The 18308-nt window shown below is 45.3% G+C and carries 16 protein-coding genes; 12 read left to right on the plus strand and 4 right to left on the minus strand.

Features of this window, described 5'->3' with window-relative positions:
• Window positions 1-24: 24 nt before the first annotated feature.
• Window positions 25-1257, minus strand: a complete 1233-nt coding sequence (locus AC0VYI_RS04450) for a sugar MFS transporter (RefSeq protein ID WP_199477933.1) — start codon at window positions 1255-1257, stop codon at window positions 25-27.
• A 390-nt stretch (window positions 1258-1647) separates the two neighbouring features.
• Between AC0VYI_RS04450 and recJ the strand changes: the two genes are divergently transcribed.
• The 6 genes from recJ to AC0VYI_RS04480 all read left to right on the plus strand — a co-directional run bounded on the left by recJ (window position 1648) and on the right by AC0VYI_RS04480 (window position 8893).
• Entirely contained in the window at window positions 1648-3372 is a 1725-nt protein-coding gene (gene recJ / locus AC0VYI_RS04455; RefSeq protein WP_475447581.1) for a single-stranded-DNA-specific exonuclease RecJ, read from the plus strand.
• Between the two features lie 117 nt (window positions 3373-3489).
• On the plus strand, window positions 3490-4332 hold the full coding sequence (gene folD / locus AC0VYI_RS04460) for a bifunctional methylenetetrahydrofolate dehydrogenase/methenyltetrahydrofolate cyclohydrolase FolD (protein WP_199477931.1): 843 nt from the start codon (window positions 3490-3492) through the stop codon (window positions 4330-4332).
• Between the two features lie 331 nt (window positions 4333-4663).
• Entirely contained in the window at window positions 4664-5254 is a 591-nt protein-coding gene (locus AC0VYI_RS04465) for a UPF0149 family protein (protein ID WP_199477930.1), read from the plus strand.
• A 59-nt stretch (window positions 5255-5313) separates the two neighbouring features.
• Window positions 5314-6636, plus strand: coding sequence for an aminopeptidase P N-terminal domain-containing protein (locus tag AC0VYI_RS04470; protein WP_475447584.1), 1323 nt, complete (start codon window positions 5314-5316; stop codon window positions 6634-6636).
• Window positions 6637-6730: 94 nt separating this feature from the next.
• On the plus strand, window positions 6731-7936 hold the full coding sequence (locus AC0VYI_RS04475; RefSeq protein WP_475447586.1) for a UbiH/UbiF/VisC/COQ6 family ubiquinone biosynthesis hydroxylase: 1206 nt from the start codon (window positions 6731-6733) through the stop codon (window positions 7934-7936).
• Window positions 7937-8062: 126 nt separating this feature from the next.
• On the plus strand, window positions 8063-8893 hold the full coding sequence (locus AC0VYI_RS04480) for an HDOD domain-containing protein (protein ID WP_475447588.1): 831 nt from the start codon (window positions 8063-8065) through the stop codon (window positions 8891-8893).
• A gap of 183 nt (window positions 8894-9076) precedes the next feature.
• On the opposite strand, the gene AC0VYI_RS04485 is transcribed toward AC0VYI_RS04480, so the two are convergent.
• A complete protein-coding gene (locus AC0VYI_RS04485) occupies window positions 9077-9943 on the minus strand; it encodes an HDOD domain-containing protein (RefSeq protein ID WP_475447590.1) in 867 nt (288 codons plus the stop codon).
• 108 nt (window positions 9944-10051) lie between these two features.
• Here AC0VYI_RS04485 and AC0VYI_RS04490 point away from each other — a divergent pair, with 108 nt between their 5' ends.
• Window positions 10052-11248: a class I SAM-dependent rRNA methyltransferase gene (locus AC0VYI_RS04490; protein ID WP_475447592.1), complete on the plus strand. Its 1197-nt coding sequence runs from the start codon at window positions 10052-10054 to the stop codon at window positions 11246-11248.
• A gap of 83 nt (window positions 11249-11331) precedes the next feature.
• Here AC0VYI_RS04490 and AC0VYI_RS04495 read toward each other — a convergent pair whose 3' ends face one another.
• Complete coding sequence (locus AC0VYI_RS04495; RefSeq protein ID WP_475447593.1) at window positions 11332-11988, minus strand: histidinol-phosphatase; 657 nt, start codon at window positions 11986-11988, stop codon at window positions 11332-11334.
• A gap of 148 nt (window positions 11989-12136) precedes the next feature.
• On the opposite strand from AC0VYI_RS04495, the gene AC0VYI_RS04500 reads away from it, so the two are divergent.
• The 5 genes from AC0VYI_RS04500 (at window position 12137) to AC0VYI_RS04520 (ending at window position 17235) form a co-directional block, all read left to right on the plus strand.
• Window positions 12137-12637 (plus strand): RNA pyrophosphohydrolase, encoded by a 501-nt coding sequence (locus AC0VYI_RS04500; RefSeq protein WP_067019447.1) that lies wholly within the window; start codon window positions 12137-12139, stop codon window positions 12635-12637.
• Between the two features lie 14 nt (window positions 12638-12651).
• Entirely contained in the window at window positions 12652-14937 is a 2286-nt protein-coding gene (ptsP, locus tag AC0VYI_RS04505; RefSeq protein ID WP_199477924.1) for a phosphoenolpyruvate--protein phosphotransferase, read from the plus strand.
• Between the two features lie 34 nt (window positions 14938-14971).
• Window positions 14972-15769 (plus strand): prolipoprotein diacylglyceryl transferase, encoded by a 798-nt coding sequence (lgt, locus tag AC0VYI_RS04510; protein WP_199477923.1) that lies wholly within the window; start codon window positions 14972-14974, stop codon window positions 15767-15769.
• A gap of 79 nt (window positions 15770-15848) precedes the next feature.
• Entirely contained in the window at window positions 15849-16289 is a 441-nt protein-coding gene (locus tag AC0VYI_RS04515) for a GNAT family N-acetyltransferase (protein ID WP_067343111.1), read from the plus strand.
• 37 nt (window positions 16290-16326) lie between these two features.
• On the plus strand, window positions 16327-17235 hold the full coding sequence (locus AC0VYI_RS04520; protein ID WP_475447596.1) for a hypothetical protein: 909 nt from the start codon (window positions 16327-16329) through the stop codon (window positions 17233-17235).
• 80 nt (window positions 17236-17315) lie between these two features.
• Here AC0VYI_RS04520 and AC0VYI_RS04525 read toward each other — a convergent pair whose 3' ends face one another.
• Complete coding sequence (locus tag AC0VYI_RS04525) at window positions 17316-18167, minus strand: thymidylate synthase (RefSeq protein ID WP_199477920.1); 852 nt, start codon at window positions 18165-18167, stop codon at window positions 17316-17318.
• Window positions 18168-18308 lie beyond the last annotated feature (141 nt).

Here is an 18308-nt window from a genome sequence, read left to right on the forward strand (position 1 = left end):
TTATTGAAGTGGCTTACTACAGGCTTAGTTCTTAACTGGCTTTGAGCCAATCAAACCATAGTAGGCAATGTACAAGTAACAAACCACTGGCATGATGAAAGAGGCTTGTAGACCAATGTGATCAGCAAGCGAACCTTGAATCACAGGCAAAATGGCACCACCCACGATGGCAAGACAAAGTAACCCCGAGCCTTGGCTTGTTTGAGGGCCTAAGTCTTTTAAGGCCAAACTGAAGATGGTTGGGAACATGATGGAGTTAAATAAACCAATCACTAACACAGACCACATAGCCACGTGACCGTCATTCATAATGGTGCTGATCAAGAGCAAAATCGCGACACAGGCATTGATCGCAAGCAGTTTGCCAGCAGACAAACGTTGCATTAATACGGCGCCAATAAAGCGACCAACCATTGCACCACCCCAGTAGTAAGCTACGTAATGGGCTGCTGTGGCTTCAGGCAAGTTGGCGATATTTTTTAAACCAAAGAAGTTAACCAATAAGCTACCAATGGACACTTCCGCGCCAACATACATAAAGATGCCAACTGCGCCTAACACCAAATGACGATGTTTTAAAATACTGATAGAGGGCGCCGCAGTGTCGTCTACCTGTTCTTCTTCAGGTTTAGGCAGATGGATACGAGTAAAGATAAAGGCCAGTGCTAATAGAATAACGGCTAAGCCGATGTATGGAACGATAACACTTTCCGCTTCTTGTGCTTTACTGGCGTATTGACCGACCACGGTAAATAATAAAGCACCACCCACTAATGGGGCGACAGTAGTGCCTAACGAGTTAAAGGCTTGAGAAAGTGTTAAACGGCTAGAGGCGGTTTCTGATGGGCCCATTACGGTAACAAGTGGGTTCGCTGCAACCTGAAGAATGGTAATGCCTGCCGCTAGTACGAACAGCGCCCCTAAAAAGACAATATAAAGTTGTGCTTTGGCAGCAGCAACAAACAATAAGCAGCCAGCGGCAGCAATCATCAAACCAATGCCAATACCCCGTTGAAAACCTACTTTTTTGACCAGGTTACCGGCCGGGACAGAGATAATGAAGTACGCCCCAAAGAAGCAAAATTGGATCAGCATTGCTTGGGTATAGGAGAGATCAAAGACTCCTTTTAAATGGGGAATCAATATATCGTTGAGCGAGGTGATAAAACCCCACATGAAAAATAATGATGTTAAGGCAGTAAGCGCAAATCGGTAATTTGGCTGGCCTTTTGCCGCATCTTGGGTATAAGTTGTCATAATTTTTTCCGATAAGTGTTAAAGAGAAAGCTCAATTTTTATCTTTAGATTTTTAAACACTTTATCTTTGGGCATAGGGGGATTGAACACAGGTTCTTGCCCAAATCAAAAAAGCGGCTAATCGTAGCATTGGAATATCGACAATGTGTGTAAAAGAGGCTTGGATTATTAGATAAACCTATATCCTTCCTTTTTTATTTCATTAGTGTAAGAAAGTCTTGCGAAGTTTTACGCTATTGCAATGGAAATGGACGCGGATTTAGGTAAAAAAGACGTTAATCAATTGTGCTATGTTGATGAATAGGTCATGACTCTGTCAGCCTTAGGTTAACGCTTTGTGTTACTATCTAGCACTGAATGAATTTTCATCTGTGGACTGTCTAGAGTTTTATGCGCATTGAACGTCGCCCTTTATTAACGAAAAAAAATCATTTTCCCAGCACCATGTCTCCGACCTTGCAGCGAGTATTGATGTCTCGGGAAGTCAGCTCTGTTGATGAGTTGGATTATCGGCTGCCGCGCTTAATGCGCCCGGAGCCTCTTTTTGGCTTAACCGATGCCGCGAACATTTTGGCGGATGCTATTGTCGCAGGTCAAAAAATTCTTATTGTCGGGGATTTTGATGCAGATGGGGCCACCAGTACCAGCTTAGGCATATTGGCTTTAGAGGCAATGGGAGCCATTGCGCCGGAATATTTGGTTCCTAACCGTTTTGAGTTTGGTTATGGTCTCACGCCCGAGATTGTTGAAGTGGCAAAAGACAAACAGCCTGCTGTCCTGATCACGGTGGATAACGGTATTGCCAGTATCGATGGGGTATTCGCTGCAAAGTCCTATGGTATGAAGGTGGTGGTAACGGATCACCATTTACCGGGTGCGGCGCTGCCGCAAGCTGATGCGATAGTCAATCCCAACCATCCACAATGTGGCTTTGAAAGCAAAAATCTGGCGGGTGTTGGGGTAATTTTTTATGTCATGAGTGCGTTGCGTGCCGAACTCAAGCGTCGCCATTGGTTCGAAGAGCAACATATTGCTATACCGAATTTGGCGGAGTATTTGGATTTGGTGGCGTTAGGGACGGTTGCGGATGTGGTGCCCTTGGACAGTAATAACCGCATTTTGGTGCAGCAAGGTATTAAACGTATCCAAGCGGGCCAAGCTCGTCCTGGCATTTTGGCTCTATTAGAGGTTGGGCGTCGTGACCATACACAATTAAAGGCGTCTGACCTGGGATTTGTGGTTGGCCCAAGGCTCAATGCGGCTGGACGCCTTGACGATATGTCGGTGGGAATAGAGTGTTTGCTTGCTGTGCATTCTCATCAAGCACGTCAATTGGCTCAGCAGTTAGATCAATTCAACCGAGAGCGAAAAGTCATAGAAGCGGACATGAAAGAGCAAGCTGAATTGGCATTGGCCTCTCTGAAAGAGGATGCGCAAGCCATGCCTAATGGTATGTGTTTTTATGACCCAGATTGGCATCAAGGGGTGATCGGGATTTTAGCCTCACGGATGAAGGAGAAGTGTCATCGTCCGGTGATTGCTTTTGCGCGAGTTTCAGAGGATGAGCTTAAAGGCTCTGCTCGTTCGATACCTGGGGTGCATATTCGTGACGCGTTGGATTTATTGGCAAAGCGTTATCCACAGTTGCTGAGTAAATTTGGTGGTCATGCGATGGCCGCTGGCATGTCGATCAAAGAGTCCCATTATTACGCGTTTCGTTTGGCATTTGATGTCATTATCAGTGAATGGGTGACGCCAGAACAGCTGGAAGCCGTTGCCTGGACCGATGGGCCTCTGGCGCCTGAAGATTTCAGTTTAAGTTTTGCCGAGCAAGTGCGTTTATCTGGGCCTTGGGGGCAAGCATTTCCAGAGCCGAGTTTTGATGGGGTCTTTGATATTTTGCAGCAGCGCCTTGTGGGGGAAAAGCATTTGAAGTTGATGGTGCGTGAACCCCATAGTGGCTTACTACTGGATGCGATTCGCTTTTTTGTGGACTTGGAACAGTGGCCTAATGAGCAGTGCAAGCAAGCGCACTTGGTCTATAAACTGGATATCAATGAGTTTCGGGGCCAGCGCAATTTACAGCTATTGGTCGATCATATTGAACCAGCTTAATGTCGTTTCAGGTTTTGTCAGAGAAGAAAAAAACGCCAAGCTGCCTATCCAGCAAAAAGTTGAGGTATAATGCCTCTCCCTCAATCCACCACTTATTAATTTTGCAGGAGTTCATCCATGACTGCACAGGTTCTTGACGGCAAGCTTTGCGCCAAAGAAACCGAAACCCGTCTGCAAGCTCAAGTTGCACAGCTGAAAGAGCGCACTGGCGGCACCCCTATTTTGGCAACCATTCTTGTTGGAGCGGATCCAGCTTCGGCGACCTATGTAAAAATGAAAGGCAATGCTTGCCGTCGTGTTGGTATGGACTCGATGGCGATTGAATTACCCGAGACCACCACCACTGAACAACTGCTTGCCAAAATTCAAGAATTGAATAACAACTCGGATGTGCACGGTATTTTGCTTCAACATCCTGTGCCAGAACAAATTAATGAACGCTTATGTTTTGATGCGATTGCCGCTCATAAAGATGTCGATGGTGTGACTTGTCTTGGTTTTGGTCGTATGGCCATGCAAGAACCCGCATATGGTGCCGCGACGCCTGCTGGAATTATGCGTTTGCTGGAAGCTTACGATATAAACTTGGAAGGTAAGCACGTTGTAGTTGTGGGTCGTAGTCCCATTTTGGGTAAGCCAATGGCGATGATGATGCTAAATGCCAATGCGACAGTTACCATTTGCCATTCTCGTACGCAAAATCTCCCCGACTTTATTAAACAAGCGGATGTGATCGTTGGAGCGGTAGGTAAGCCGGAGTTTATTAAAGCCGAATGGATCAAAGATGGCGCTATCGTTGTGGATGCGGGTTACCATCCTGGTGGTGTAGGAGACATTGAACTGGCGCCATTGGTTGACCGTGTGGCCGCTTATACGCCTGTTCCTGGTGGCGTGGGCCCGATGACAATCAACACCTTGATTTTGCAAACACTCGAGTCAGGCCTTAAGCAGCTGGCTTGAAACTCTCATAATACTTCCCCATATTAGAGGGTGTCGCAAAAGGTAGCGAGCGAAGATAAGGCAAGGCAAAAATCGCTGAAAAAGCAGAGTTTATACCTATAAATGAGCATTTTGAGGCGATTTTTAACACTGAATTATCAAGCACAGTAGTTTTGCAACAGCCTCTATTATCTAAATGGATAGTATAAAATAGTGAGCCGTGCCTGAGTCGGGTACGGCTTCTTGCTTTACAGACTTTGCTCTGATTTCAAAAGCGCTACGTTTCACAAGCGATATGTTTCAAGAGTAATATGGGCTTTTCTTAAAGTGAACAGAAATAGGTAGACATTCTATGTCCACAGAAATGTTAAAAGACGCGTTAGATTTTGACCTCATTGCTGACGTGTTTGTCACCGAATCCATTGCCGCTTCACCTGCCGAATTGCATGGTCAATTATGTGGCTATCTGGCATCTGGTGTTGCCTTGCCATTAGAGGATTGGCTCACCATGGTAGTAGAGTTTTGTGATATCGAAGGCTGGAAAGAAGAGGCGAGCCGTTCCGCAATTGTAGAACTTTATACGGCGACGTTGACCTTGTTTCAAAACGGCGAATACGCCCTCGTACCTTGTATCAGTGACGATGATTCTCCCCTAAGCGAGCGTGGAACAACATTATCCCAATGGGCACATGGTTTCCTAGCAGGCTATGGCTTGTCGGGTCAAAAGAAAGATTTATCCGAAGAGACAAAGCAAATATTGCGCGACTTAGCCAATATTTCTGGCATGAAAGCGCAGATGGAAGCCTTAGAAGAGAATAATGACAATGAAGCGGATTTGACCGAGTTAGTTGAATACGCCCGTTTGTCGGCCATGATGCTCTATTCTGAGCACCATGAAGTGAATCCGAATGTAGATCATACCAAACAATCCTCAATACACTAATCACATATTCCCGTGCTGGCTGACGTGATGGACAGCCAATCAATATAAGAGAGAGTAGGATGAATACTGAAAGTCTGATAATAGATAAGCAAACATACCAAGCTCGTCGTCAGCGTTTGATTGAGTCACTGCCAAACAATGCGGTTGCCATTATTCGCACGGGTGAGCTTGCTACTCGTAATAATGACTGTGAATACGAATTTCGTCCTCACAGTAGTTTCTTCTATTTAACGGGGTTTCCTGAGCCTAGTGCTTACGCCTTGATCAAGAACAATGGCGATACCCTTCTGATAACTTTGCCTAAAGACCCGGAAAGAGAGCAATGGGATGGCTTTCGTTATGGTGTAGAGGGCGCGATTAAGGAATTTGGTGTGAAGGAAGCCGCCGCCATTGATGAACTGGATAAGACAGCATTGGCATTTTTAGACGGTGCGGACCATGTCGCGTTTTTGTTTGGTGATGATCATCTTCGTCAACAGTTGATGGGCTGGCGCGATCAATTGGCTGCCCGTGCACGTGCGGGGGCGATCGCGCCGACTGGTTTGATTGATTTGACTCCCTATATTGCTGATATGCGCTTGCACAAAGACGAACAAGAAATTGTCTTATTGGAAAAAGCGGCTCAAATCAGTGTGGAAGCGCATAAGCAAGCCATGAGAACCGTTCGCCCTGGTATGAAAGAGTACGAGCTAGAGGCCGAATTAAATTATGTCTTTATGAAGTCTGGCGCGCGTCAACCTGCGTACAACAATATTGTTGCTTCTGGCAGTAATGCTTGTGTATTGCATTACATCCAAAATGACCAAACCATTAAACAAGATGATCTCGTCTTGATTGATGCGGGAGCGGAGTATGGCGGCTACGCTGGGGATATTACCCGTACGTTTCCGGCCAGTGGGAAATTCACCGAACCCCAAGCCATCTTATATCAGGTAGTACTAGATGCGTATCATGCTGGTATGAAAGAGCTTAATGTGGGGACACCTTATGAGGCGTATCACAATGCGGCGGTAAAAGTGTTGACGCAGGGCTTGGTCGAACATGGATTGCTAAAAGGGGAAGTAGATTCCCTGATCGAAAGCAAAGCCTACCGTGATTTCTATATGCACAATACGGGACATTGGTTAGGCTTGGATGTGCACGATTGTGGCGCCTATAAAATCAATGGTGAATCCCGCTTATTGGAAGAAGGCATGACCCTGACCATAGAGCCTGGTCTTTATGTTTCACCAGATAATGAATCCGTAGATGAAAAGTGGCGTGGTATCGGTATTCGTATTGAAGACGATATTTTGATCCGCAAAGAAGGGCCTTATGTACTCACCCATGGCCTGCCAAAAGAGATTGCGGAAATAGAAGCCTTTATGGCTGAAAACCGATAACAATCAATATGATAAAACTAGTCAGCCTGTGACGTTGCTAGTCAACTGATAGGCTGCAGTAACCTGATTAATCACGACAAATGGAGCAGTAAAGATGGCAAAGCAATACGATGTAATAGTGGTCGGAGCCGGTATGGTTGGCGCCCTCGCTGGAATTTTGCTTGCTCAGTCATTGTTACGTGTTGCGATCATTGATAAGAACGACGGATATTATCCGCTGTCTACACCGCCCAGTTATGATGCTCGGGTCAGTGCCATTTCTAGTCAATCTAAGGCGCTCCTTGAGTCGTCTGGGGCGTGGCAGCGTATTGATCAAAATCGTCTGGCGGCCTACAACAATATGGTTGTCTGGGATGGTTTAGGTCAAGGCTATATTGATTTTAATGCGCAAAAGGCCGCCATGCCGGAATTAGGGCACTTAGTCGAAAATAATGTCTTATGTGATGCTTTAATAGCGCAAGCTAAACAAGAGTCAAACATCGATTTGTATTTTTCAGAAACACTGGAATCCCATGAGTTAAGTGACGCGGGTGTTAAGGTGGCGTTGGCTTCTGGTCTCCCGTTAGAAGCGCAAACCCTGATTGCCGCAGATGGTGCCTTGTCTTTACTGAGAACGCAAAATGCGTTCGATACGGTGGAGTGGGATTACGGTCATCATGCGATTGTTGCGACCTTAGAAATAGACCATTCCCATGAGAACACAGCGTGGCAGTGTTTTGGTGAAGAGGGGATTTTGGCGTTTCTCCCTCTGCCGGATGTAGATGATCGACACTTCGTCTCAATTGTTTGGTCGGTGCCGCCTAAAGAAAGTGATGTCTTGATGGCACTGGATAACAACACGTTTGCTACCCGTTTGCATTACGCCATTGGTAAGCGCTTTAAGGTATTAGGGTTAACCACGAAACGCTATGCAATTCCGCTGCGTCAGCGGCATGCGAAGCAGTATGTAAAATCCGGTATTGCCTTGATTGGTGATGCTGCACACACCATTCATCCGCTAGCAGGGCAGGGCGCGAACTTGGGTTTTGGCGATGTAAAAGCGCTGGTTGCGGTGTTAACAAAAGCGCACAAGCGTGGGGAGCACCTTGGGCAATCTCGAGTGTTAAGACGTTTTCAGCGTGCGCGTATGCTGGATAATATTGCAATGGCTGCTGGTATGGAAAGCTTCAAACGTTTGTTTGCATCACAAAATCCAATTATTGTGCAGCTGCGTAATATGGGAATGACAGGTTTTCATAACTCGCCAGCGTTGAAGCAAAAGCTGGTGGCAAGAGCCGCTGGTTTATCCTCTTTCTCTTAATTTTGAGGGAGCGAAATAAATATTATTGAGTCGGATTGCAAAACGCTACTTTTTTGAGATTGCAAAGTCCATACTGTTACATAGGCTGATGTTGTCTTATTGATAAAGAAGTAGAGGCAGTGCTTTATGCAAATATCAACATTATTAAAACAAACGGATAAGCTCCCCAACGTCCCCGATGTCGTTTTAGAGTTGATCGAAGCCTTGAACAACCCTGATGCTCATTACTCTGTCATCGCGGAAAAAGTGGTACATGATCAGACCATTTCTTTGAAGGTATTACGCGCGGTTAATTCTGCCTATTTTGGCCTGTCCAGAAAAGTCTATTCGATTGATGAAGCCATCGCTATTCTTGGTACGAATAAATTAAAAACCATGGTGATCGCCTCTGGTTTTGTGAACTCGGTTGATAGTGTTCAAGGGCTTGATTTAAGAGACTTTTGGCATGACTCCTTTGCGGTCGCAGAGTTAGCGCAGTGGTTGGGAAAACGCACAAGTTTAGTGGACGATGACGAGGCTTTTACGGCGGGAATTGTTCATAATATTGGACGACTATTGCTGCACCTTGCTGAACCTGAATTAGCCATTTCGATTCAGGATCAAGTCAGGCAGGGTAAAGGGAGTCGATTTAGAATCGAAATGGAAGCGCTTGGTTTTGCCACACAAGATGCGGGTAAAGCTTTATTGGATTTATGGAAGTTCCCCGTGGAATTAGGTGAAGCAGTGAAGCATCATAAGCGTCCTTTTGCTGAACAGCAGCCTCCTCAGCCCTTAGCCTGTATCTTAAATTTAGCTTGTTACCTCAATGCTTGTATTCGGAACGAGCGTGAGGTGGAGATTGTTCAAGAAGGTTTACCATTAGCGGTTGTTAAAGCGGCGGGCATAACACCGCTCACTCTAGACGATGTAGACCAAGCACTTAACTTGGATAATGAGCTTAGTCATATTATGTATTAACGGGTGACGATGTTAAGTAATAGGCATTGTCCATTTGTGGATCTTTACATGGATGTAGATGGCTAGAAGGATGGGGGTGTCTGTGTAGAGATTAAGGTAAGCAAATATAGACACACCTTCCGTGGCATATTGATTAAGCTGAATTCTTTAGAGTGGTTATTTGAATGGTTAACCGTCAGAGACTTATTCAGTACCGATGCCTTGTTCTCTACATACTTCGACTAACCCTTCAAAGTCGTATTCCGTAAGGTCCAAATGTTCAAGCACAAAATGTTTATTGTTATCCCATTCGTAATCTTCTTCAGCACAACCCAAGTGTTTATAAGTGCCGGCTATATGCTCTGACATTTTCAAAATGGCTGCAAAGGTCAGGTTAGTGGTATCACCCGGTACTCGGTTGGTAAATAAACGATCAATTCGGTGGTGGTAAGCGATGACGGCACAACAGCTCTTTGGCAGCCCCCAAGATTTTGCGAGGTAGTAGCCAACCACGGAGTGATTGGTCTTAAACGTTTGGTTCTCAACATTGGTCAGCTCAAAGTTCTCATCCTGATAGCCTTTTATCAGAACGTCTTTATAGCCATCAAAGCGCTTCATCATTAACGGGATGCCAGCATTGTGGAAAAGGCCAAGGGCATAACTTTCGTCTTGATATTTGAACCCCAATTGTTTGGCAAGACTGGCGCTAACGGCGGCCACATCCATTGCGTTGTCCCAAAAGGAATGCATGGCTTGAATGGCATCGTCTGACAATTCACTCTTAACCGCTAAGCCATTTACAATATTGGTGATAGTGGTCACGCCAAGTAACATGACAGCCTGTTGTATCGAGGTGATTTTTCTTGGTAAGCCAAAAAATGCTGAGTTGACGAATTTTAACACCGCAGCAGATAAGCCTACATCCTGTGAAATGATCTCAGCAATCCGTGTCATATCTGGCTCAGGCATGGCCTGTTCCATATGAAGATCCACCATCACTTGAGGTTGTGGTGGGATGCTAATGCCTTGAAGGACTCGTTTAAGTTGATTTTCATTTAATTCTGAGGACATAAAAAGACCGTTTCAAACAAAGACAATTAGGGTATCAATAGCGTAATACATGGCAATTGAGACTGTACGCTTTATAATAGCCCTTTTTAAATGTACTGGGTGAAAATTTTGAGCGTTATTCGACTAAAAGGGCAAGCAGATCGTCGTCTTAGAGCAGGCCATCAATGGATCTATAGTAATGAAATAGATACCAATAAGACGCCATTAAAGCAATTTACACCGGGCGATCAAGTGGTTGTCGAAACAGCACAAGGAAAACCTCTTGGTATTGCGACGGTGAATCCTAATACGTTGATTTGTGGTCGATTAGTGAGCCGAAGTGTGGATACCGTATTGAATAAATCCACTTTGGTGCATCGCATTAAAATTGCCTTGTCGTTGCGTGAAATGGTTTATTCTGGTCCTTATTATCGCTTGGTATTTGGGGATTCGGATGGATTGTCTGGGTTGGTGGTGGATCGCTTCGCCGATATCCTAGTCATACAGATTTCGACAGCGGGCATGGAGCGTTTGAAAAACGAGATTGTCGAAGCCTTACAGGAAGTCATCAAGCCGACGGCAATTTTACTAAAAAACGATGGCAAAATGCGTCAAATCGAAGGGTTAGAGACGTACGTAGAAGAAGCTTTTGGAACCGTTCCTGAGTTGGTTTTTTTGCAAGAAAATGATGTTTTGTTTCAAGCGCCTGTATGGGATGGTCAAAAAACGGGTTGGTTCTATGATCACCGAGAAAACCGTAAAACCATGCAAGGATTTTGTGATGGTAAGCGAGTGCTGGATGTTTTTTCTTATGTGGGCGGTTGGGGCGTGCAGGCGGCGGCCGCTGGAGCAACCGACGTCACCTTTATCGATGCCTCAGAAAGTGCGTTAAGCCACGTGGATGAAAATTTAAAGCTGAACCAATACGAAGGCGATGCGAATCTTATGCACGGTGATGCGTTTGATGCCATGCAGTCTTTGATTGACGACAAAACGCGCTTTGATGTGGTTGTCATGGATCCCCCCGCGTTTATTGCCCGTCGTAAAGATATCAAAGCGGGAGAAGGGGCTTATCATCGCGCCAACCAGCTTGCGATGCGTCTGGTAGCGAAAGGAGGCGTTTTAGTGACTGGCTCTTGTTCAATGCATCTAGAGACCAACCGTTTACATGATATAGTGCGTAGCAACTCGCGCCAACTTGAGCGTTTTTCGCAGTTAATTTATCGTGGTACACAGGCACCAGATCATCCGGTTCATCCGGCAATCGAAGAAACGGAATACCTAAAAGCCTTGTTCTATCGCATACATAACAATATGGGGTTGTAATGTCCCTATGGCCATCTATTGATGGTAAACAAGCGTCTTTGCTTCGCTGAGCAAAGGCGCTTTTTGTTTTGGTTGTTTATTGTTTAGTGACGAAGGGAAATATGCGGCCAACCGCGCTCTTTAGCGATCTTGCTTAGAACGTCGTCTGCGTCAACTGCGACCGGGTGGTCGACTAATTCTAATAACGGCAGATCGTTGCGTGAGTCGCTATAGAAGTAGCTCCCCGCCATTGAATGACCCGTTTCTTTCAGCCAGTCGTTTAAGCGGGTTACTTTACCTTCTTGAAAGCTCGGTACGCCAACAATATTGCCTGTGTATTGTCCGTTAATGACTTCTGGGATAGGGGCGATAATATGATCCATCCCTAGAGCGGTGGCAATCGGGCCGGTGACAAACTGATTGGTGGCTGTGATCATTAATAAAAAATGACCTTGTTTTTTATGGTCTTGAATCAGGGCGTTGGCTTTTTCTTGCATCATGGGAACGACCTTTTCTGCCATAAAAGTCTGATGCAATTGGGTTAACTCTGATGGGGTGAATTGGGTAAGCGGTGCTAGGCTAAAGGCTAAATATTCGTGAATATCTAAAGTGCCTGCTTGGTATTGTTGAAAAAAACGATCATTGGCTTCTTTATAGGCTTGAGTGTCGACCAGTTTTTTTTCTACTAAGAATTGCCCCCATGCATAATCACTGTCGCCACTGAGTAAGGTGCCATCTAAATCAAATATTGCGAGTGTCACTGGTTTTCCTTGGGATTATGAATTTGGAATTGTGAATGATAGAAAGTATAACCTTGAGAACTACAAATAACACGTCTGTTAATTGTGCGGCAAGGCGAATTATGGAACAATGAATCAAATTTGTATTTAAGTTAAAAGGTGATAGCTCGTGATTGATGCAGACGGATATAGACCGAATGTGGGCATCATATTGATGAACGAGCGTGGCCAACTTCTTTGGGCGAGACGAGTCGGTCAAAATGCCTGGCAGTTTCCCCAAGGCGGTATAAAACATGATGAAACACCAGAAGATGCATTATTTCGAGAATTGAAAGAAGAAATCGGTTTGGAGCCTCATCAAGTAGAAATCGTGGGGAAAACCCGAGGATGGTTGCGTTATCGGCTACCCAAACGCATGCTTCGGCATAATAGTAAGCCTTTGTGCATTGGACAAAAGCAAAAGTGGTTTTTGCTTTCTATTCGATGTGCGGATACCTGCGTGTGCGTTGATGATACTGAATGCCCTGAATTTGATGGTTGGCGATGGGTGAGTTATTGGTATCCATTAGGCCAGGTTGTCTCGTTTAAAAAAGATGTCTATCGACGAGCGTTGAAGGAGCTGATCCCCAATGCCCATCGCAAATTAGAGAAAATAGTAAAGACTAGCTAGGGGAAAACACAAACATGCTCAGCCTGCTCAGACGTATCACTCAAGAGGTGACCGCAGCACAATCATTGCCTGTTGCGTTGGACATCATTGTCCGACGTGTTCGCAGAGCGATGCGGGCAGAAGTGTGTTCTATCTATTTAGTCGATCCCAATACCAATGAGTACATTCTCATGGCAACACGCGGCTTGAACGCGGATGTTGCTGGTAGTGCCAGTTTGAAAGCCGATGAAGGCTTGGTTAGCTTGGTGGGTCGCCGTGCCGAGCCTGTTAACCTAGAAGATGCGCATATACACCCCTCATTTCACTATTTAAAAGGTACTGGAGAAGAGCGTTATCGCTCGTTCCTCGGGGTACCGATTATCCACCATCGTCAAGTGCTCGGCGTGCTGGTGGTTCAGCATGAAGATAAACGTCGCTTTGATGAGGGTGAAGAAGCCTTTTTGATTACCTTATCGGCTCAGCTTGCAGGGGTAATTGCCCATGCAGAAGCCACGGGCGCGATGACGAGCTTAAGCGTTCATGCTGCACCAACAGGGTCGGATTTCCGCTATAAAGGGGTTGCTGGTAGTTCAGGGGTGGCCATTGGTCGCGGGGTGGTAGTGTATCCGCCTGCGGATTTGGATGTGATTCCAGATCGTACCGTGGATGATTGTGCCGCTGAAATCGAAGAATTTAATCAAGCGCTTGATGCGGTTCGTCAGGATATTCGTCGTGCCAGTAATCGCCTTAGCCAGCATTTGTCTAATGATGAAAAAGCGCTGTTTGATGTGTATTTAAAAATCCTCGATGACAATGCTTGGTCTAAAGATGTTGAAAGCAAGATCAAGGAGGGAAATTGGGCACAAGGAGCGCTTAGACAGGTCATCCAAACGCATATTGCGCATTTTGATCGCATGGATGATCCCTATTTACGTGAGCGTGCGTCAGACATTCGAGATTTAGGCCGTCGGATTCTCTCTCACTTACAGGCTAAGGCGCCTAATTTAGCAGAGCGTTTTGATGAACCCTCTATTATTATTGGGGAAGAATTGACGGCTTCTATGTTAGGTGAAGTGCCCCTTGATAAGATCAAAGGCCTTGTCTCCGTGATGGGGTCAGGGAACTCCCACGTGGCGATTTTAGCACGTGCTATGGGAATTCCAACGGTGATGGGGGCGTTGGACTTACCCTACTCTCAGCTTGATAAAGTCGATTTGATTGTAGATGGCTACCTTGGACAAATTTTCACTTACCCCTCTGAACACCTGACACAGAATTATCAACAGATTGTTGATGAAGAGCGTCAGTTAGAAGAAGAGTACGAAACCCTTAAAGATTTACCTTGTGTGACTCTGGACGGCTACCGTTTATCGCTTTATGTGAATACCGGTTTAACCGCTGACATTGCTCGATCTCTGGATCGTGGTGCTGAGGGCATTGGTCTTTACCGAACAGAAGTGCCTTTTATGGTGCGCGATCGCTTTCCCACCGAGGCGGAACAAGAGCACATTTACCGTCAACAGTTAGCAGGTTTTGCACCTGCGCCAGTTACGGTTCGTACTTTGGATATTGGTGGTGATAAATCGTTACCTTATTTCCCCATTAGCGAGGAAAACCCCTTCCTTGGTTGGCGTGGTATCCGTGTGACACTGGATCACTTGGAGATTTTTATGGCGCAAATTCGTGCCATGATTAAGGCCAGTGCTGGGCTACATAATCTAAAAATCATGTTACCAATGATTTCCCATGTGGCCGAAGTGGAAGAAGCGTTGGCATTGATTCGTCGAGCCTATGCGGAAATTAAAGAGGAAGGCTACGATGTTAAAATGCCCCAAGTGGGCGTGATGATCGAAATCCCCGCTGCGGTTTATCAAGTCAAAGAGCTTGCCTCGCTGGTGGATTTTATGTCTGTGGGAAGCAACGATTTAACTCAGTATCTGTTAGCTGTGGATCGTAATAATCCTCGTGTAGCGGATTTATACAACTGTTTCCATCCTTCGGTTTTGCGCGCTTTGCACTCGATTGTAAAACAAGTGAAAAACGAAGGGATAAACTTAAGTGTTTGTGGTGAAATGGCGGGCGATCCTATGGGGGCCATCATATTAATGGCCATGGGATATGATGTGCTATCGATGAGTTCCACCAGCTTACCGAAAGTGAAAGCGGTTATCCGTAATATCTCCATGGATCAAGCGCAAAACATGTTGGATCAAGTGATTCATCTTACTCATGCTGACGCTGTGACTCAGACCATGACTCGATTAATGCGCGAAGCAAATATCGAACGCTTGGTGCGTCCAGCGAAAACCACAACGCATTAATTTAGTCGTACATTAAAAGGTTGTTCCTACCGCTATGATAGCTTATCCAGATTTTGATCCTGTCGCCATTTCCATAGGCCCACTTGCCGTACATTGGTACGGTATTATGTACTTAGTTGGCTTTGCTAGCGCGTATCTTTTAGGAAATTATCGTGCTAAGAAATCCAATGGCTTATGGACGCAAGAAATGGTCAGCGACATGATCTTTTATGGTGCATTGGGGGTCATTTTAGGGGGACGTATTGGTTATATCCTTTTTTATCAGTTCCCCGTTTTTATCAAGCATCCTTTAGTCATGTTTCAAATTTGGGATGGCGGCATGTCATTCCATGGTGGGTTAATTGGCGTCATTATTGCGATGATGATCTTTGCTCGTCGCTACAATAAACACTGGGTAGATGTTACCGATTTTGCGGCGCCTTTTGTGCCAATTGGTTTGGGGGCGGGTCGTATTGGTAACTTTATTAATGGGGAATTATGGGGTAAACCAAGTACGCTTCCTTGGGCCATGATCTTCCCAAAAGATCCTTTGCATCTTCCTCGTCAACCTTCTCAGTTGTATCAGTTTGCGATGGAAGGCGTATTGCTGTTCTGTATTTTGTGGTTTTTCTCGAAAAAGAGTAAACCGCGTTACTGCGTGTCCGGCTTGTTTTTATTGTGTTACGGCATTTTCCGTATATTGGCGGAATTTGTGCGAGAGCCAGACCCGCAAATCGGCTATCTTGCTTGGGGATGGGTGACAGAAGGGCAGGTCTTATCTTTGCCAATGGTCATTATCGGCATTATTTTGATTGTCTTTGGTTATAAAATGAAACAGTACCCCACCACGTAAATGTATGATGATAAAACCAGCCAAGTGCTGGTTTTTTTTATTTAGAGAACTTGGCGATCAATAATTGTGAGGAAAAAAAATGAACGGCGACTTGTTGGTTTTTGGGCCAGTGACGCTAAATCATGAAAAGTATGTAGAGCCTCCTAAAACGGATAGTGAATTAGTGCCATTCCATCATTTTCTGATCGAGAATGAAAAAGGGGAAGTAGTCGGCCATATTAATTTTCGCATAGGCAATACGAGCCATGTTCAGAACTGCGCAGGGCATCTTGGTTATGCCATAAATGAAGCGTTTCGAGGCAAGCATTATTCGCTGTATGCTTGTTTGGCGATTAAGCCTTTTATACAAGACTTCTATTCGAGCATACTGATTACCGCAGAAGTTGATAATGCCCCTTCTATTAACATTATTGAAAAGTTAGGTGCCGAGTATTTAGATCAAGTTGTGGTGCCAAAAACAGACCCAGGGTATGTCCACGGTGCGCGTCAGAAAGTGCGCTATAAGTGGGCGGTAGTGTGACTAATTAACAGTAGGTTTTAAGTAGGAGCCTTGTAGTATGTTTGATTATTTATATGAATCATTTCGTTGTCTTCCTATTGCGGCAAATACCTTAAAGTCAGGATTAGAAACCTATTTATCCGAGCAACGAGACTGGTGTGAGAGTGCGGACTTTTCAGCTTTGTTTCCGTTTAAAGAGCTGGGGTTGCCGCAAGATTTCTTTTTGCAAAAAGTCATTCACTGCGATGGAGTGGATTATCTGACGGGGCCGCGCTTTTTGAATGGGAATATAGAGGCCCCTTATATTGAGCTTGCAGCCAGTTCCGGCCCATTGACGTCTAAGGCGGCGGAGCACATTTTTAAATTATGGGAGCCGTTGAAAGCCAAACATATTCGCGTGCTTCGACCTGCCAAAGAAAAAGGCAAAGGCATTCGGGATCAGGGCTTTTACGCCTGTTCATTACCTGCTAAAGCAACACGTGATCACTCTTTCGAATCTTGCCCAGATAATCTGGTTCTCAAGAAGGCGGTCATGTCTGACCTTCAATGGTGTCTAAATACGCTTGACGTGTCTTATCAAGAAGCTTATCGCCGTATGCCTCAATTAAAAGACAGACTGTCACCAACGGATAAAGACTATCTGCAAGAATTGATCGAAATGGATAGTGTTATGATCATAATGCAAGGCCAGACCAAGGTGGGTCTTATGGCTTATGAAGAGAGCCTTAGAGAGTTTATTCAAGCCTACTGGATGATCGAGAAAGCCATTTTGCCTGATTATCAAGGCCAGCATTTATCGTCTAAAGCACAAATGCTCTTATGCCAACAGCTTACCCATGACACAGAAGACAGAGTATTAATAGGACACATTGATAACGATAATATTCCATCGATTAAAACCGCAGAGCAGGGCGGGCGTGAACGTATTCTGGATTATGTTTTTCTAAGCCGAGAGGATGTTGTGTAGCGGTCTCGGTACCATGCGAAATCGTGTAACAAAAAACGGTGAACCCTTTCGGATTTACCGTTTTTTTAATTTGAGAGAGGTTAAACCGAAAAGGGATAAGCAATAGGTTCGTGGCACTGGTAGCCTTCCACCATAAAATCATCCAAAGTCACCCAGGTTTCAATGTCTTTTAGGGATTTGATCTCAGGATTGATTTTCAGCGTTGGCAGTGGATAGGGTTCGCGTTTTAGCTGAACATCGCGCATCAACTCTAGCTGGTCTTCATAGATGTGAGCATTCACTATCTTATGGAAGGCTTGTCCAGCTTTATGTCCGGTTATCTGTGCGACAATGGCAAGCAATACATACACCTGAACCATGTTGAAGTTTAGGCCTAGAGGGACGTCACAGCTGCGCTGAGTGCTGTTTAGATAGAGAGTGTCACCCAGTAGCGAAAAATGGTGGCTGTACATACAAGGTCGCAGACACGCCATATGAAATGCCCCTGGGTGATAAAAGGTCAAAATCTCACCACGGTTATCCACACCACGGCTCAAATCGTCGATGATTTGTTGCAGTAGATCAATATGACCGCCATCCGGTTTGGGAAATGCTCGTCCAATGGCGCCATAGCATAGTCCCATATCGTCTTCGCCTTTGCGATAAGGGTTGTTTAGCCACACGTCATTTTGATTGGCGTTAGCGTCCCATGTTTTGGTGCCAAGGGCTCGAAAGTCGGCCGCATTGTCGTAACCCCGTAGATACCCCAAAATTTCCGCAATGGCAGATTTCCAGTAACTTTTTCGAGTTGTCACAAGAGGGAACTCCCCTTTGCTGACATCATAGGTCAAATCCGCATTGATGACCGTCAGGCAACGTTTTCCTGTGCGTTCGTTGTTGACCCATACACCGTTATTTATGATGCGCTGGCAGAGGTCTAAATATTGTTTCATGGGCTTGCCTTGTCTGGTTGCTGGCAAAGGTAGTAACGCATGAGAAATGCATTCTTGTTTGCCATGAGTATAATGATTGCCAACGATTATATCAGAACTTCACTTTGTCTTAACCCAATGCCGTGATGCGGTGTCATTTTT

The organism is Marinomonas sp. 63XJN7_9_ISO-PGPR-S23-217 (genome assembly GCF_056173515.1).

What these genes read in the sequence shown, in the direction of transcription:
- AC0VYI_RS04450 (WP_199477933.1), bottom strand. Translation starts at nt 1,257, where the DNA reads ATGACAACTTATACCCAAGATGCGGCAAAAGGCCAGCCAAATTACCGA.
- recJ (WP_475447581.1), top strand. Translation starts at nt 1,648, where the DNA reads ATGCGCATTGAACGTCGCCCTTTATTAACGAAAAAAAATCATTTTCCC.
- folD (WP_199477931.1), top strand. Translation starts at nt 3,490, where the DNA reads ATGACTGCACAGGTTCTTGACGGCAAGCTTTGCGCCAAAGAAACCGAA.
- AC0VYI_RS04465 (WP_199477930.1), top strand. Translation starts at nt 4,664, where the DNA reads ATGTCCACAGAAATGTTAAAAGACGCGTTAGATTTTGACCTCATTGCT.
- AC0VYI_RS04470 (WP_475447584.1), top strand. Translation starts at nt 5,314, where the DNA reads ATGAATACTGAAAGTCTGATAATAGATAAGCAAACATACCAAGCTCGT.
- AC0VYI_RS04475 (WP_475447586.1), top strand. Translation starts at nt 6,731, where the DNA reads ATGGCAAAGCAATACGATGTAATAGTGGTCGGAGCCGGTATGGTTGGC.
- AC0VYI_RS04480 (WP_475447588.1), top strand. Translation starts at nt 8,063, where the DNA reads ATGCAAATATCAACATTATTAAAACAAACGGATAAGCTCCCCAACGTC.
- AC0VYI_RS04485 (WP_475447590.1), bottom strand. Translation starts at nt 9,943, where the DNA reads ATGTCCTCAGAATTAAATGAAAATCAACTTAAACGAGTCCTTCAAGGC.
- ptsP (WP_199477924.1), top strand. Translation starts at nt 12,652, where the DNA reads ATGCTCAGCCTGCTCAGACGTATCACTCAAGAGGTGACCGCAGCACAA.
- lgt (WP_199477923.1), top strand. Translation starts at nt 14,972, where the DNA reads ATGATAGCTTATCCAGATTTTGATCCTGTCGCCATTTCCATAGGCCCA.
- AC0VYI_RS04515 (WP_067343111.1), top strand. Translation starts at nt 15,849, where the DNA reads ATGAACGGCGACTTGTTGGTTTTTGGGCCAGTGACGCTAAATCATGAA.
- AC0VYI_RS04520 (WP_475447596.1), top strand. Translation starts at nt 16,327, where the DNA reads ATGTTTGATTATTTATATGAATCATTTCGTTGTCTTCCTATTGCGGCA.
- AC0VYI_RS04525 (WP_199477920.1), bottom strand. Translation starts at nt 18,167, where the DNA reads ATGAAACAATATTTAGACCTCTGCCAGCGCATCATAAATAACGGTGTA.